The following is a 14,471-nucleotide window of genomic DNA, read 5'->3' on the forward strand; positions in this document are numbered from 1 at the left end:
AGCCCGAATCTATCCTTGGCCCGGTTCCCGAACAAGCCCGCCCTGCAGGCGCGCCATCACACCCGACCTCATCAGGGATGCCGAGGCGATGCCGACTATCGCACCGGAAAACACGGCCCACGCTGCGGCCGGCGGCAGGAGCGCCCGCACGGGAAGGCCCGGGAGTATGGCGCATGCGGCTATGAGCTGGGCGGCCATGCCGGCCGCGCTCCCTGCCACCGAGAGGGCGGTGATGGACAGGCGCCCGGGCACCAGCCGGGAGCATGACCCCATCATCAACGCCGACGAAAGAGCGCTGCTCATGGACAGGACGAACGAGGGAGTCGCCAGGGTGCCCGTCGCCAGCGCCACGGCAAGGCACCTGGTGGCGTTCACCCTCAAGGCTCCCCGCGTTCCCAAGGTGATCGCCGCCAGGACGCCCGCGATGTTCGCGAATCCCGGCTTGAGGAACGGGAGCGGTCTGGGGAGCAGGCTCTCGGCGAAACCCAGCGCCGTCCCCGCGATGACCAGCAGGAGGACGGACGGCCTTCCCGCGCCTCCCTCAGATCCCTGCGGCATCCCTGCAGATCCTCTCGAGCTCGTCCATGGTCCTCTCCATGTCGAAGTGCGTCAGGGCCCTGGACCTGGCTCCGGCCGACAGGTCATCCCTCAGGGCGTCGTCATCGAGCTTCTCCACGGCTTCGCGTATGGCCCCCGGATCCCCGGCGCGCACCGTCAGACCGCTCTCTCCGTCCCTGTTCACCCAGGGGACCCCTGTGGCTATGTCGGTGCTGATCACCGGGGTTCCGCACGCCATCGCCTCGACCTGGACGAGCCCGAAGGCCTCCGAGCGTTCCGTCGACGGCAGGATGAGCGCCCTGGCCCCCCTGTACAGCTCCACCAGCCTGTCGTCGCTGACGTCGCCTGCGAGCTCGACGAGCGAACCGTCCCTCGATGCGGCCTCGGAGATCTCCTTCGAGAGAGGCCCGCTCCCCGCCATGACGAGGCGCCGCCCCGGAAGGCCGCGCCAGGCTTCGAGGAGGACGGGGATGCCCTTGTAGCGGCGGAACCTGCCCACGAAGAGGAAGTACCCATCCCTGCCGTCCGCGGGGCCCGGGCTGAATCTGCGGGTGTCCACCCCGAGGGGGACCACATGGACGTTCGAGAGTCTGCGGAGGAATCTCGATGACTCCGCGTATGCGGGCGAGGTGGCCAGGACGGCCCGGGCCCTGCGGAGAAAGGGCCAGAGGAATGGTTCTATCAGCGGCACCAGGAGGGACTGCCTCACTATGTCGCTGTGGTAGGTCACGATGTGGGGGGCATCCAGCCCCGCGAAGGCCCAGGAGACAGCAGCCGTGGGCAGCGGATGATGGTAGTGCACCAGGTCGAACCGCATCTCGCGGTGGAGTCTGCGCAGGAGCGACGCCAGCCCGGGGCACACCGGATTCGAGAACAGCCGCCCCAGGCACGGGGCTTCGATCACGGGACTGCCGTCGATGGAACGCCTGCCTATCCTGAGGGCCGGCTTCCGGGAGGCGACGAGGATGGTGGATTCATGCCCCCGCGCCGCCATGGAGGATACGGTGTCGTGAATGTACCTCTCTATGCCGCCGTGAACCGGAGGATACACATCCTTGTAGACGTGCAGGATCCTCATCCCCCGGCCTCCCTGTAGATGCCGGCTACCCGCCCGGCCATGGCCCGGTCGCTCAGCCCGCGTGCGAAATCCCTCAGGGCCGATGGTTCGCGACGGCTCTCGAGTGCATCGAGGACGGCATCCCTGATGGATTCCGGAGATTCCCCGCAGAAAGCCGCCGCCACGTCGCGGTACACCTCCCGCAGAGCTTCCGCAGGCCCCAGTACGCTCGGCGTCCCTTCCAGGGCGGCCTCCAGGGGGGGCAGCCCGAAACCTTCGTACAGGGACGGGTACACGAGCAGTTCGGCGCCTGCATAGGCGTCGGCAAGGTCGCTTTCGCCGAGAGGACCGGTCCAGAGAACGCCCGGCATCGAACAGAGCCTTCTCCTGGTCTCCGCCGGCCCCCATCCCCACCGCCCGGCGACCACCATGGTCATCCCGGGCCTCGCTGCCGCAATGCCCTTCCAGGCATCGAGCAGGGCGGGGATGTTCTTCCTGGGTTCGATCGTGGAGACGCTGAGGATGTAGGGGCCTCCGCCCGTGAGCATCCTCCTCCCCCTCTCCGCGTCCCCCGACCCGCCGGGACCCGAGGACAGGGGGACCACTCTCAGCTTTACCGGATCGAGCCCCAGCAGCCTCACCGCTTCCGATGCGGTGAAGGCGCTGTCGGCCATGACGATGTCGGCCGACCGCGCCGAGCGGGGGAAGACGAGCCTGTAGTAGAGCCTCCGCAGGGGCGGGAACCAGCCCGGGTGCGCCATGAAGGCGAGATCGTGAAGGGTCAGGAGGGATGCGGCCCCCGGGGGTGCGCATCCCGTGAATGCAGGCATGTGGACGGGCGCGCCCTTCATCCGCGAAGCCGCCAAAGGGGCCAGGATCATCTCGTCGATGACCTTGCGGGAAGATCCTGCACGCGCCGGGGAGAGAGCCTCCCGGAGGCCGGTCAGCCTGCCTCCCGCGGCAACCCTGACGCCGTCCTCGCCTGCCTCGATCAGACCCCGGAGGAGTCTGGCCAGGTATACCCCGGTGCCGCCCCTCGAACCGAGGGAGGCACCATATATGACTGCCCTGCAGTCACCGGGAGATCGTGGAATCGTCACCCAGGCAGACCGAAACCGGCCTCCCCGTCACGGAGGCCCGGAAGCCCAGCACCGAACCGTCCAGGACGGAGTCCTCTATCGTGTTGTCACCGCTGGCGATGGTATCGCGCACGACGGACCCGGCCAGCCTGCAGCCAGGCCCGATCGACGCGTACGGACCCAGGATGCACCCCTCCACGGAGGCTCCGGGGTCGATGTGGCACGGAGGGATCACGAGGGAGCCAGGGATATCCGGCGGAGGGGTGCCGCGATCCTTGTCCAGGAGGATCCTGTTGGTCTGGAGGAGCGTCTCGGGCCTGCCGCAGTCCAGCCAGTCGTCGACCCTGACCAGTTCGAACTCCTCCCCTCCGTCGATCATCCTCTGCATCGCGTCGGTGAGCTGGAATTCGCCCCTGGTCCTCACACCCTCGCGCATGAGATCCTCGCAGGCGCGGATCATCCCGGCCCCGCTCCGGAACATGTAGATGCCCACTATGGCGAGGTCGCTGACGAACTCCGAGGGCTTCTCGACGAGCCTGACGGCCCTGTTCCCCTCCGCGACGACCACGCCGAATCGCGAGGGATCGTCCACGGGGCAGACCGCCAGCCTGTTGCGGCTCTCCGAGGCGATGCCCGAAAGGTCAGCCTCGAACAACGTGTCGCCCAGCACGACGAGAGTGGGGCCGTCGTCGATCAGGGGGGCGCAGAGCGCAATGGCGCCTGCGAGTCCGTTCATGGTGTCCTGCCTGACGAAATCCACCCTCATCCGGTACTCGGACCTGACCCATTCCACGATCGGATCGCCGAGATGTCCCACCACCAGCGTGATCCTGTCGACTCCCGCAGGGATGATCCTGTCAATTATGTGGCCCAGCACGGGCCTGCCCGCCACCGGCACCAGCGCCTTCGGCGTCGTGTGGGTGACAGGCCTGAGCCTGGTCCCCATTCCGGCGACAGGGATGACAGCGTGCATCATTCCTCCGTTCCCTGGAAACCGTTCAGGAGAATGGTGGGGAACCTGCCCTGGACATAGCTCCTCGCGAGCTGTCTCACCTTGAGGGCCGAGTCGGCGGCGAGCGCCTCGCCCGCCAGTCCGGCGGCCTCCGCGGTGTCGACGACCCCTATCATCTTCTTGATGTCGGGGATGAGGGAGATCGACACGCTCAGCTCGTCAACCCCGAGCCCGAGGAGCAGCGGCACCGCCAGCGGTTCCCCTGCTATCTGGCCGCAGACCCCGACCCATCTGCCGGCAGCATGGCACATCCTGACGACATGGTCGATCTGCCTGAGCACGGCCGGGTGGAGGGGGTCGAAGAGGTGGGCGACATAGGGGCTCCCCCGGTCGACTGCCAGAGTGTACTGCGTGAGGTCGTTCGTGCCTATCGATACGAAGTCGACGTGCGGAAGGAAGATGTCGATGGCGATGGCTGCCGCCGGGGTCTCGACCATGATGCCGAGGGGGATGGCGGGATCGAACGGGATGCCGTCGCGTGCCAGTGCGAGCTTGGTGTCCTCGAGCATGTCCCGGGTTCTCAACACCTGGTCGAGCTCGGTGACCATGGGTATGAGCAGCCAGGCCGTCCCCTCCACTGAAGCCCTGAGAATGGCCGAGAGCTGGCGCCTCAGGATGTCGGGCTTGTCGAGGCATACCCTGATCGCGCGCCAGCCCAGGAACGGGTTCCTCTCCCTCAGTTCCGGGACTCCGGGGAACTTGTCGCCGCCTAGGTCGAGCGTGCGTATCACCACCGGATAGGGCTTCATCTCTCTCAGCGCGTGGGAGTAAGCCATGCACTGCATGTCCTCGTCGTCCGCATCCGGCGAGAGGAGGCGGAGGAACTCGGTGCGGAAGAGGCCAATGCCTCGGCCGCCGTACTTCTTTACCTGATCGGCCTCCTGGGAGAACTCGATGTTGCCGGCCAGCTCGACCGGCCGGCCGTCCGCGGTGACTGCGGGATCGGAGGCGTTGCGGGCTATCGCGGCCTCCATCTCGGAGTACTTGTCCCGCAGGCGGGTGTAGTATTCGAGCTCGTCCTGCTGGGGATCCAGGATCACCCTCCCGTGGATCCCGTCCACGATGACGGTCATGCCCGGCTGGACTGCTTCGGCGGCCTCCCTGAGGGCTACGACCGCCGGGATGCCCAGGCTCCTGGCGAGGATGGCGGTGTGCGAGGTGCTGCCGCCCTCGTCCGTCGCGAAGCCGAGGACCTGGTCCCTGCGGAGCCCGGCCGCCACGGACGGATCGAGCTCCCTGGAGACGAGCACCACCGGCCTGGAGACCCTTCCGAGGGCCTCCCTCTCGGAGCCGAGGAGCTTGGCGAGCACCCTCCGGCCTACGTCCCTGACGTCGGAGGCCCTCTCCCTTATGAGCGGGTCCTCCATGGCGCGGAATCTCTGGATCACGTCGTTGAGTACCTGGCTGAGGGCGTGCTCCGCGTTGTCGCGGTGTCCGGTGATGCGCCTGCGGACGTCGGCCAGCATGACGGGGTCGTCGAGCAGCATCATGTGCACGTCGAGGATCTGCCTGCCCTCTACGAGCTCTCCCATGCCGTCCGAGAGGCTGCGGAGCTCCTCGCGGGTGGCGGAGAGGGCGTCATCCAGCCTGGCCAGCTCCTTCCCGGCCTCCGTCTCCCCGGAGATCTCCCTCCTCGCGACCCTGAGCTCCTCGACGTCGAGCAGGAAGGCGGGTCCGACCGCTATCCCGGGCGACGCCGGGGTGCCCTCGAAGGAGCGGCTCACCTCAGTCCTCTCCGAAACCGGAGGAAACGAGGCTGCAGAGCTCCTCGACCGCCCTCTCCTCATCTTCGCCCGACGCCGATATGAGCAGCTCGGTCCCCTGGCCGGCCGCAAGGGTCATGACTCCCATGATGCTCTTGCCGTTGACCTCTTCGATCCCGTTGGAGATGGTGATCTCGCTGGCGAATACGGCGGCCTTCTTTACGATCAGCGCCGCGGGCCTGGCATGGACCCCCAGCCTGTTCGGGACTGCTACGGCTTTCTGGTACAACTCTCGGCTCCTGATCTACGGCATCATCCGCCGCCGGGGGTTTCCCTCATCCTCTCGATCAGCTTGAGATCCAGTTCCGCAGGGACGTCCACTCCGCGGCTCTCGAGCAGGAAGGACATGGCCGCCACCTCGAGCAGGAGGGCGATGTTGCGCCCCGGCAGCACGGGCAGGACTATCTGCGGAATCCTGACCCCGAGATAGGTGGTGGTGCTCCTGTCGAGGCCGGTCCGGTCGAAATCGGGCTTCTGGGTCCAGTCTACCAGCCTGACCTCCATGTCTACGGGATGGCGGTCCTTGACGGTTCTGATCCCGTAGAGCACGGGGATGTTCACCATGCCGAGGCCCCTGATCTCCATGTGGCTGCCCATTATTGCGTCGCCCGTGCCCAGGAGCTGTTCGCCCGTCCGCCTTATCCTGACTATGTCGTCGGCGATCAGCCTGTGCCCGCGCTCCACGAGTCCGAGGACCGCTTCGCTCTTCCCGATGGCGCTGCGCCCCGTCACCAGCTGACCGACGCCGAACACATCGACCAGTGTGCCATGCACGCACTTCCTCGGCGCGAACACCTCGGACAGGTACCCGGTCAGGTCGTGGATCAGGGGGGTGGTGTCCCTCGGAGATCTGAACACGGCGCAGTCGCAGCCGGCGGCCTCCTCGGCGATCTCCACGGGCGGTTCGAACCCCTTGGTGACTATGAAGCAGTACACCGGGAACTGGAACAGGTTTCGGACCGCGGACTCCCGGGCCTCCTGGTCCAGAGAGGACAGGTACGTGATCTCTGTTTCGCCGATTATCTGTATCCTGTCGTGCAGGAAGCGGTGCGTGAAGCCGGTCAGGGCCAGACCGGGCCTGTTGATGTCCGGGCTGCCGACGAGCCTGGAGTAGCCGGTCTCGCCGGCGACCGGGGTGATGAGGAGCTTCTGGCCAATCAGTTCGACGAGTCTGCGTACCGTCATGTCCCCGGGTTCGGGGTACCTGTCCCTCATCTCAGGCGTTCTCTTCCCTGAGCGGCTTCAGCTCGACGACGCGGCTCGAACCGTCGGAGGCCCTGTAGACAGCGTTCACGGAAGACGTCTCGGTGTTGTGGAAGAGCATGCAGTGTCCGCCTGTGAGCTCGTACTCCGTCATGGCGTCCTCCGTGCGCATCCTGGGGAGGGAGTCTATCCTGTCGATCACGAACGGCCCGGTGAGCTCGGACCCGGCATCGGGCATCCAGATGTCGCCCGCGGAGAGGAACGCGGCGTTTGCGTCCTCCTGCCCGGGCCTGTGGGGATGGCTGTGGAGCCTGTCCTTGAAGCGCCTGAGCTGCTTCTCGAGATTGCCGACCGTCTCGTCCAGAGCGGCGTACATGTCGTGCGACTGGGCTCTGGCGTCGATCTTGAGCCTGTCGCCGCGCACCTGGATCCTGGAGTGGTTGATGCCGGCCGTGACCTCGAGCACGACGTGTATGTCGTCTATCCCGTCGTAGAACTTCTCCATAACGGAAAGCTTCTCTCTCGCATAGGTCTTGATGCCCTCGGAGAGCTCGAAGTGCCTGCCGCTGATGTCGATGTTCATTGCCCGCTCCTTTCGAAATGCCGGCGCACCGCACGTGCACACCCCCGGATATGACAAAACGCTGCCCCCCTTGACGGAGCAGCGCATTGAAGGGCCGGGAATGCCACGTGTGCCTTCACGCTCGGATCATACCCGGGGAGTGTCCCCCGGTCAACGACGGGGATGCGCATTTCTTGACCCGCCGGCGCGTCCTGATATGTTCGTCCTGATTTAACCACCGGAAGGAGCCCTCCCTTGTCTGCTCGCGCCGACGGCTATTCTGAACTCGTCGAACTGGGCTTCCGCAGCGGTCTGGAGACCCACCAGCAGCTCGCCACACCCAACAAGCTCTTCTGCCGCTGCCCGGCATCCATCAGGAACGACGCCCCGGACTCCGAACTCCTCCGCCACATGAGGCCGACCCTCAGCGAATTCGGCGAGTACGACGGCACGGCCCTCATGGAGTTCAAGACCAGGAAGCAGGTCCACTACCTGCTCTACAACAGCAGTGTCTGCACCTACGAGATGGACGACACTCCCCCCTTCAAGGCCGATCCCGAAGCAGTGGAGTCCGCCCTCGAGATAGCCATGATGTTCGGGATGTCGCTCGTCGATGAAATCCACATCACCAGGAAGCAGTACCTCGACGGCAGCATCCCGACCGGATTCCAGCGCACCGCTATAGTCGGCGTGAACGGAAGCGTTCCATTCCTCGGGAGGACTCTCGGCTTCTTCCAGCTGAGCCTCGAGGAGGATGCCTGCCGCGAGGTGGACGACGTCGGACACCACGTCTTCTACCGCACCGACCGCCTGTCGATCCCCCTCGTCGAGTCGGTCACGAGGCCCGAGTTCTACACGCCTGCGGAGGCTGCTCTCGGAGCCGCCCTCGTGGGCGATGTCATGCGTTCGACGCGCAGGGTCAGGAGGGGCATCGGCTCGGTGAGGCAGGACGTGAACGTCTCCATCCGGGGCGGCACCAGGATAGAGATCAAGGGTGTCCCGCGCATCGGCATGATCGAGGCTCTCTGCTCCACGGAAGCCTACAGGCAGAAAGGTCTCCTCGACCTGAGGGCTGCTCTCCCCGGCTCCGGGGCGGACAAGGGTTTCTACAACGCGTCCCCGATCTTCCTGGACCCCGCCGCCGTCTCGGTGTCCGGCCTGGGAACCCTGAAAGCGGGGGAATCTGCAGCGGTGCAGGTCCTGCCCGGATTCGCCCCCTTCATACACTGGCCCCTCCAGCCCGGAATGGACTTCCTCGACGAGATCGACGGCAGGATCAGGGTCATCGCCTGCCTCGAGCGCCGTCCCTGCGTCTCGGAGGCTCCCGAAGCCCTTCGCGCCGCACTGGGCGTGACCGATCCCGGAGATGCCGTGCTCCTCTTCGCCGGTCCCCAGGAGGATCTCGTCACAGCCTCCCAGGAGACGGTCATCCGTGTGAGGGAGGCCTTCGACGGAGTCCCCTCCGAGACGAGGCAGGCCCTCGCCGGCGGCAGGACGACATTCGAACGGATCCTTCCCGGGCCGGACCGCATGTATCCCGACACAGACCTCCCGCCCGAACCCGTCTCGGACGAACTCCGCGCCAGGATCATGGCCAGGCTGAAGCCCCGCCCCTGGGAGCGCAGGGAGTCGTATGCCGCCCTGGGAGTGCCGGATCAGCTGGCTGGAAGGCTCATCAACTGGGAGTCGGCGGACCTCTTCGACACGGTCAGGCCCCGGGTCGGCTGGCCCGCTTCGGCGCTCGCCTGGCTCCTGACCGACAGGCGCAGGGGTTCGAGGAGGGCCGGGGCCGACTGGTCCGGCATCGGCGAACAGGGCATCGCCGGAGCCCTCGAGGAGTGCTTCGTGAAGGGCGTCTCCCTCAAGGGCTCTGCCAGGGTCCTGGATGCGATGTCCCGTGCTGTCGGACTCACCGCGGCTGAGGCGATGGAGGCCGAGGCCTCCAGCTGACGCTCGCGCTCAGCTCTTGGACAGCCCCAGATCCCTGATCTTGCTCGAGAGAGTCTGCCTGCTGACCCCGAGCCTGCGTGCGGCCTCGGTCCTGTTCCACCCGCACTCCTCGAGAGCCGCGAGCAGCATGGCCCTCTCGGCCTCGCGGGCAGCCCGCGAGGATGCATCCAGCAGCCCTCCGGTCGCTTTCACCGGCTCGGGGATCTCCAGATCCGCTCTCTCGATCTCCCTCCCCGCGGCGAGCGCACAGGCCCTGTGGATGATGCTCCGCAGCTCCCTGACGTTCCCCGGCCAGCCGTAGCCTTCCAGCGCGTCGACGGCCCCCGGCGGCAGAGGGCATCCGGGCCTCCCCGCCTCGGCCAGGAAATGCGCGGCGAGCGGGACGATGTCACATCTCCTGTCACGCAGCGGCGGGATCGAGACGGGGAACTCCGAGAGCCTGAAGAAGAGGTCGGGCCTGTAGCGTCCGCATGCCGCCTCGGCAGCCAGGTCCCTGTTGCTTGCCGAGACGATCCTCACGTCCACCGTCCTCTGGACGGAGCCGCCCACCCTGGTGAAGGTCCGTTCCTGCAGAACCCTCAGGAGCTTCCCCTGGAGTGCGGGAGCCAGGTCTCCCACCTCGTCGAGGAAGATCGTGCCCCCGTCCGCCAGCTCGAACCTCCCGGGCCTGGGCGAATCGGCGCCTGTGTAGGCGCCCTTCTCGGCTCCGAACAGCTCGCTCTCGAGGAGCTCCGACGGGATCGCCGCGCAGTTCACCGGTATGAAGGGGCCGCAGGCCCTCTCGCTCATGTCGTGGATCCTCCTGGCCAGGAGTTCCTTCCCGGTTCCGCTCTCGCCGAGCACGAGGACGTTGAGGCGGCTCCCGGAAGCCTTCGCGGCTCTGTCGAGAGCATCCCGGAACCCCCGGTCGGAGCCGACCATGCAGCCCGGCGAACCGGGCGAGAGGCCCGCCAGGAGCGCCGTCAGGCTCGACAGTTCGAACGGCTTGGTGATGAAGTCCCTCGCGCCGAGCTTCATCGCCCTGACGGCCAGGTCGATCGTGCCGAACGCCGTCATGAGGATCACCGGAGTAGCCGGTCTGTGGGTGGCGAATGCCGACAGGACCTCCAGCCCGTCGGCACCGGGAAGGCAGACATCGCACAGCACGGCGTCGAAGGAGGATCCGGGCGCGAGCGAAACCGCTTCGAGGCCGTCGGCGACGGCCGTGACTGCCCAGCCGTCCTCGGCGAGTGCCGCCGTCAGCATCGAGCGCATGCCCCTCTTGTCCTCGACCAGCAGGATCGACCTCATCGTGCCTCCATCAGAGGAAGCATAACAACGAACGTGGCTCCTCCGCCCTCCCGGGCGCATGCCCTGAGATCCCCTCCGAACGACAGTGCGATCCTCTTCGCGAGCGTCAGACCCATCCCCATGTGGCCCTGGTCGCCCCGGGTCGAGAAGAACGGCTTGAGGACTACGGAGGGATCGGGAGGCAGGCCGTGCCCGCGGTCCGATACCGTGATCGTCAGCCATCCCTCCCCGGTTTCGAGCGAGAGTTCGATCATGCCTGACGGATCGGCATCCCGTGCGTTCCGGAGGAGGTTCACCACGGCCTTCTCCAGCAGGGCCGGATCGGCCGCGACCGAACCGGTCGGACCCTGGGCGCGGACGTCGACGGGGCCCTGGATCTGCGAGGCCCATGAGCGCGCGGCCCTTACGAGGCCGGAAGCCTCCATCGCGACCGGGGAACCGGATCCTGCGGACGACATCATCTTGAAGGACTCGATCATCTTCAGGGCCGAATCCACCTCGGCCCGCGCCTCTCCGATGAGTTCGAGCGCCCTGGGATCGTCCCTGCCCCTTGCGAGAAGGTCTATGAAGCCCGAGAGGGCGCACAGGGTGTTGCCCATCTCGTGCGCGATGCCGGCGGACGCCGTGCCGAGCCCTGCCATCGCGGCCTCCTCGGCGAGGCGCCTCTCCAGGGCCCTCATGCCGCTCAGGTCGGTCGCGAGCACCGCCGTCATGCCTCCGGGAGAACGGCTCACCGATATGGAGAACACCTTCTCCCCTCCGTCCTCCTCGACGGTCCGTTCCGAGAGGCATGTCCCTCCCTCTCCCGCGGCGAGCATCTCCGAGACCACGGACCCGAGGGCGGTCCTGTCCTTCGGGAAGGGCTTCCCGCGGTCCTCCTGCACGATGCCGAAAAGATCCTCGGCGGCGGCGTTGAAAGCCATGAGCCCGCCCTCGGGGTCGATCGCACACACCGGGGAGCCGACGGCCGACGTCATGGCGGAAACGCCGGCCTCTGCGATGTCAGCCCTCTCCTCGGCCTTCGATCTGAGGGCATCCAGCTCGGAATCCCTCTGTGCAAGCATGTCCACGAGCCTGGAGAAGGAGGCGCGAGCCGAGACGGCGCTTGTCGAGTCTCCCGCGCCCGACCTCCCGGCGTCGGCAAGAAGCCCTCTCAGGGGGGCGGTCAGATTCCTCGAGACATAGGAAGGCGACAGGAGGGCGAGCAGGACCAGCACCGCGGCGATCGCCCCGAGCAGGGGGCCCAGGCCTTCCCACGCCTCCCCGCCTGCCGGAGGGATGCGCACAGCCACCGTCGAGCCCCCGCGGACAGCGCTGCCGAACCAGTCGCCGCCTTCCGGAACGGCCTCCCCCGGCTCGAGGAGCAGGGCCTCCTCTGCTATCCCCGCTATCTCGTACCTCCTGAAGAGGCCGGCCAGGGCCTCGGGTGACGGGCTGTCGCCGAGGCCGGACGCAAGTGCCTCCGCCACGAGGAATCCCCTGCCGCGCCTTTCGTCCTCGAGCCTCCTGCCCTCGAGCATGACGACGAGGAAGGACACGAGAGCCGCGAGTGCGGCGGCCCCGAGGGCGAGCCCGAGCAGCAGCTCGACTCCTACCATGAACCTGCGCCCGCCGGTGCGGTTTGTGATCATCGGGCCCGGTTCCTCCTCCACTTCAGATAATCCAGCCATCCCGCGAGGAATTCCGTCCTTCCGCGTGCGAGCGACGAAGCGGCGTGGAACGGCAGGAAGGCGGCGGTCTCCATCCTCCTGCTGCGGAAATGCGCATCCATCAGTATGAAGCGGTTCCTCTCCCGCATCCTCCTCATCGCGGTGCCGTGGCCCGCGCTCGCGGCATGCCTGTGGAGGACCCGGAAGCCCTCCGCCCTGCGGACCTCCATCCCGGCGGCGGAGGCCCTGAGACCGAGATCCACGTCCTCCCAGTACATGGGCGCATATCTGGTATCGAGCCCGCCCAGGGTCCTCCAGTGCCCGGTCCTGAACATCGAGCAGGCTCCCGAAGGGTAGGCCGTGCCGGAACCGCTCAGCGTCATCGCGAGGCCGAGCCTGAATCCGCACCCGAGGAGGCTCTCGTCTTCGCTGCCTCTCATGATCCGGGGCATGACGGCCATAACGTTATCAGGGGAGGATTCCAGGACGTCGGCCATGCCCGGGATCGAATCCGGCTGGACGATCACGTCGTTGTTGAGCAGGAACAGCAGCCCGTCATCCGCGACGGCGGCTCCGGTGTTGACGGAGTGGCAGAAGCCGCGCGGGCCTGCGTTCGGGACGAACCCGACCCCGGGGAAGAGGCCGGGGCCCGAGTCCGCCGTCCCGTCGGAGGATCCGTCGTCGACCACGATCACCCTCAGATCGAGGTTCCTTCCGGCGTCGAGGAGGGGAGGGATGCAGTCGGCCAGCAGATGGAGCCCGTTCCACGAAGGGATGACCGCGGTGACCCGCGTCATATTCCCGTGATCCTCACCCGGTCGAGGAAGATCCCCTCGCCGGGCGGATAGGACCCTTGCGGAGAGAGGATCAGCACACCGGCCCCGCCGGCACGGGGCATCTCCAGCACGATCAGGGTGTCCCGGGCGTTTCCGGCGGAAGGCGGCGGAGCCTGGCCCTCCCTCACCCTTCCGATCCAGTCCGGGAGGGGCTGCTGGGGTGTGGATGCTCCGGACAGCGCGGACCAGTCGCCCAAACGGGCGGCCAGCACGGGTGGCTCCGCCCCGGAGGTGAACCCCCTGAGCACGAGTTCCACCCTGACCGAATCGCCGACACCGGGTTCCACGGGCAGCATGACTGCGTCTCCGGCTTCGCCCAGCCTGAGCAGCCTCTCCCTCGATCCGGGCCAGGCCATCCTCTCGGGCGGATCCTGAGAGAGGGGATAGAGGGAGCAGCCTATCCGGTAGTCGGGAGACAGATCCTCCGCCTCGTATACGCCGCGGGTCGAGGCGGCGAGCGCGACGGCGGCGGGAACGGCCAGCGCCGCCAGGACGAGGGCCGCCCCGTTCCTCCTCGCGAGCAGTAGGATCGAGAGGAGGACCCAGAACGCGAACCATGCCGCAGTCACAATCGCAGCGGGCCTGACCATCGAAGGGAAGGCCAGGCAGAGGTTGCCGGGCAGACCCCGGCCGAGGATGTCGAAGAATGCGTCGCAGCCGTCCAGGTGGTTGAAGCGCAGGCCCGGCACGGCGATGTACATGGCGGAGGCGAGTACCGACAATGCAAGGAGTGGCCGCGGTATGCCGCGGAAGCTGGCGGCGGACGCGGCCAGCGGCATGAGGGCGATGAAGAACCGCCCGGCCGGAGTGGGCATGGAGTGCCACTCCATGGGAGTCCAGATGACCAGGCCGGCGAGATAGAGAGATCCCGACACGAGCAGCGCCCGCCCGGCCGGAGTCTTCGCCCTCGCGAGCGCAACGGCTCCGGGGACGGCGGCGATCAGCCACGGAGCCCTCCAGAGGAGCCCGGCCTCCTGGTCGACAAGGGCGAAGACCGGCAGCCGGAGCAGGTCTCCTCCCGAGGACACGGTGCGGTTCCAGAGCGTGCTCAGGAATTCGACGTTCCCGTATCTCACCCAGAAGACCCTGCCTCCGAGCAGGTACCGGTCCGCCGCCAGGGCGACGGCGGTGAGTGCGATCACCGCGAGCGCCGTCCTTGCCGGCCCCATGCCCCTGCTGCCGGCGAGGGCGGCGATGACGAGGCCCGCTCCCAGCGGGGCGAATCTCAGCTTCAGGGCTGCGAGGGCCAGGGCAGCTGCGAGGGCGGTCAGGAGGGGTCTCCTGCCTCCGGCCCCGACAGCTCCGGCAGCCACCAGCCCTGCCGCCGCCCAGTCGGCATACGCCAGCCCCGCACATGCAGCTCCCGGCAGGAGAAGAAGGGCCGCCGCACCAGCCATGGCGCCATCCTTCGATCCGGCCGCCCCTGCGCATCTCCCGGCGAGCCACGCGGCCAGTATCGAGACGATCAGGGGCAGGATCCTGTACCCCGGTATCCCGAACCACAGGCCCGGG

At 67.3% G+C, this 14,471-nt stretch carries 13 protein-coding genes; 1 reads left to right on the forward strand and 12 read right to left on the reverse strand.

The features are described from left to right. Positions 1-9 precede the first annotated feature (9 nt). From QUS11_02570 to raiA, 8 genes are read right to left on the reverse strand one after another with little or no spacing between them, the layout of a single operon-like run. Complete coding sequence (locus QUS11_02570) at positions 10-558, reverse strand: Gx transporter family protein (protein ID MDM7992175.1); 549 nt, start codon at positions 556-558, stop codon at positions 10-12. Beyond that, a complete protein-coding gene (locus QUS11_02575; protein ID MDM7992176.1) occupies positions 542-1,636 on the reverse strand; it encodes a glycosyltransferase in 1,095 nt (364 codons plus the stop codon). The genes QUS11_02570 and QUS11_02575 overlap by 17 nt, the downstream gene beginning before the upstream one ends. After that, on the reverse strand, positions 1,633-2,715 hold the full coding sequence (locus tag QUS11_02580) for a glycosyltransferase family 1 protein (protein ID MDM7992177.1): 1,083 nt from the start codon (positions 2,713-2,715) through the stop codon (positions 1,633-1,635). The genes QUS11_02575 and QUS11_02580 overlap by 4 nt, the downstream gene beginning before the upstream one ends. Next, complete coding sequence (locus QUS11_02585) at positions 2,690-3,667, reverse strand: sugar phosphate nucleotidyltransferase (GenBank protein ID MDM7992178.1); 978 nt, start codon at positions 3,665-3,667, stop codon at positions 2,690-2,692. Before QUS11_02585 ends, QUS11_02580 begins: the two co-directional genes overlap by 26 nt. Continuing rightward, entirely contained in the window at positions 3,667-5,430 is a 1,764-nt protein-coding gene (gene ptsP, locus QUS11_02590; protein ID MDM7992179.1) for a phosphoenolpyruvate--protein phosphotransferase, read from the reverse strand. Before ptsP ends, QUS11_02585 begins: the two co-directional genes overlap by 1 nt. A 1-nt stretch (position 5,431) precedes the next feature. After that, positions 5,432-5,698: an HPr family phosphocarrier protein gene (locus QUS11_02595; protein MDM7992180.1), complete on the reverse strand. Its 267-nt coding sequence runs from the start codon at positions 5,696-5,698 to the stop codon at positions 5,432-5,434. 23 nt (positions 5,699-5,721) lie between these two features. After that, positions 5,722-6,684: an HPr(Ser) kinase/phosphatase gene (gene hprK / locus QUS11_02600; GenBank protein MDM7992181.1), complete on the reverse strand. Its 963-nt coding sequence runs from the start codon at positions 6,682-6,684 to the stop codon at positions 5,722-5,724. A gap of 1 nt (position 6,685) precedes the next feature. Further along, the gene (gene raiA, locus QUS11_02605; GenBank protein ID MDM7992182.1) at positions 6,686-7,255 is read right to left on the reverse strand and encodes a ribosome-associated translation inhibitor RaiA; all 570 of its coding nucleotides are present in this window, start codon (positions 7,253-7,255) and stop codon (positions 6,686-6,688) included. 234 nt (positions 7,256-7,489) lie between these two features. Here raiA and gatE point away from each other — a divergent pair, with 234 nt between their 5' ends. After that, positions 7,490-9,184 (forward strand): Glu-tRNA(Gln) amidotransferase subunit GatE, encoded by a 1,695-nt coding sequence (gene gatE, locus QUS11_02610; GenBank protein ID MDM7992183.1) that lies wholly within the window; start codon positions 7,490-7,492, stop codon positions 9,182-9,184. A 9-nt stretch (positions 9,185-9,193) separates the two neighbouring features. Here gatE and QUS11_02615 read toward each other — a convergent pair whose 3' ends face one another. From QUS11_02615 to QUS11_02630, 4 genes are all read right to left on the reverse strand, one after another. Further along, complete coding sequence (locus tag QUS11_02615; GenBank protein MDM7992184.1) at positions 9,194-10,474, reverse strand: sigma-54 dependent transcriptional regulator; 1,281 nt, start codon at positions 10,472-10,474, stop codon at positions 9,194-9,196. Further along, positions 10,471-12,105, reverse strand: a complete 1,635-nt coding sequence (locus tag QUS11_02620) for an ATP-binding protein (protein ID MDM7992185.1) — start codon at positions 12,103-12,105, stop codon at positions 10,471-10,473. Before QUS11_02620 ends, QUS11_02615 begins: the two co-directional genes overlap by 4 nt. Next, positions 12,102-12,920 (reverse strand): glycosyltransferase family 2 protein, encoded by an 819-nt coding sequence (locus QUS11_02625; protein MDM7992186.1) that lies wholly within the window; start codon positions 12,918-12,920, stop codon positions 12,102-12,104. Before QUS11_02625 ends, QUS11_02620 begins: the two co-directional genes overlap by 4 nt. Then, positions 12,917-14,471, reverse strand: a 1,555-nt coding sequence (locus QUS11_02630; GenBank protein MDM7992187.1) for a hypothetical protein, incomplete at its 5' end; no start/stop codon positions are given. The genes QUS11_02630 and QUS11_02625, both read right to left, overlap by 4 nt.

This window comes from Candidatus Fermentibacter sp. (assembly GCA_030373045.1).
Classification (GTDB): domain Bacteria; phylum Fermentibacterota; class Fermentibacteria; order Fermentibacterales; family Fermentibacteraceae; genus Fermentibacter.

Coding starts and splice junctions, on each gene's coding strand:
- QUS11_02570 (MDM7992175.1), bottom strand. CDS start 558: ATGCCGCAGGGATCTGAGGGAGGCGCGGGAAGGCCGTCCGTCCTCCTG.
- QUS11_02575 (MDM7992176.1), bottom strand. CDS start 1,636: ATGAGGATCCTGCACGTCTACAAGGATGTGTATCCTCCGGTTCACGGC.
- QUS11_02585 (MDM7992178.1), bottom strand. CDS start 3,667: ATGCACGCTGTCATCCCTGTCGCCGGAATGGGGACCAGGCTCAGGCCT.
- hprK (MDM7992181.1), bottom strand. CDS start 6,684: ATGAGGGACAGGTACCCCGAACCCGGGGACATGACGGTACGCAGACTC.
- raiA (MDM7992182.1), bottom strand. CDS start 7,255: ATGAACATCGACATCAGCGGCAGGCACTTCGAGCTCTCCGAGGGCATC.
- QUS11_02615 (MDM7992184.1), bottom strand. CDS start 10,474: ATGAGGTCGATCCTGCTGGTCGAGGACAAGAGGGGCATGCGCTCGATG.
- QUS11_02620 (MDM7992185.1), bottom strand. CDS start 12,105: ATGATCACAAACCGCACCGGCGGGCGCAGGTTCATGGTAGGAGTCGAG.
- QUS11_02625 (MDM7992186.1), bottom strand. CDS start 12,920: ATGACGCGGGTCACCGCGGTCATCCCTTCGTGGAACGGGCTCCATCTG.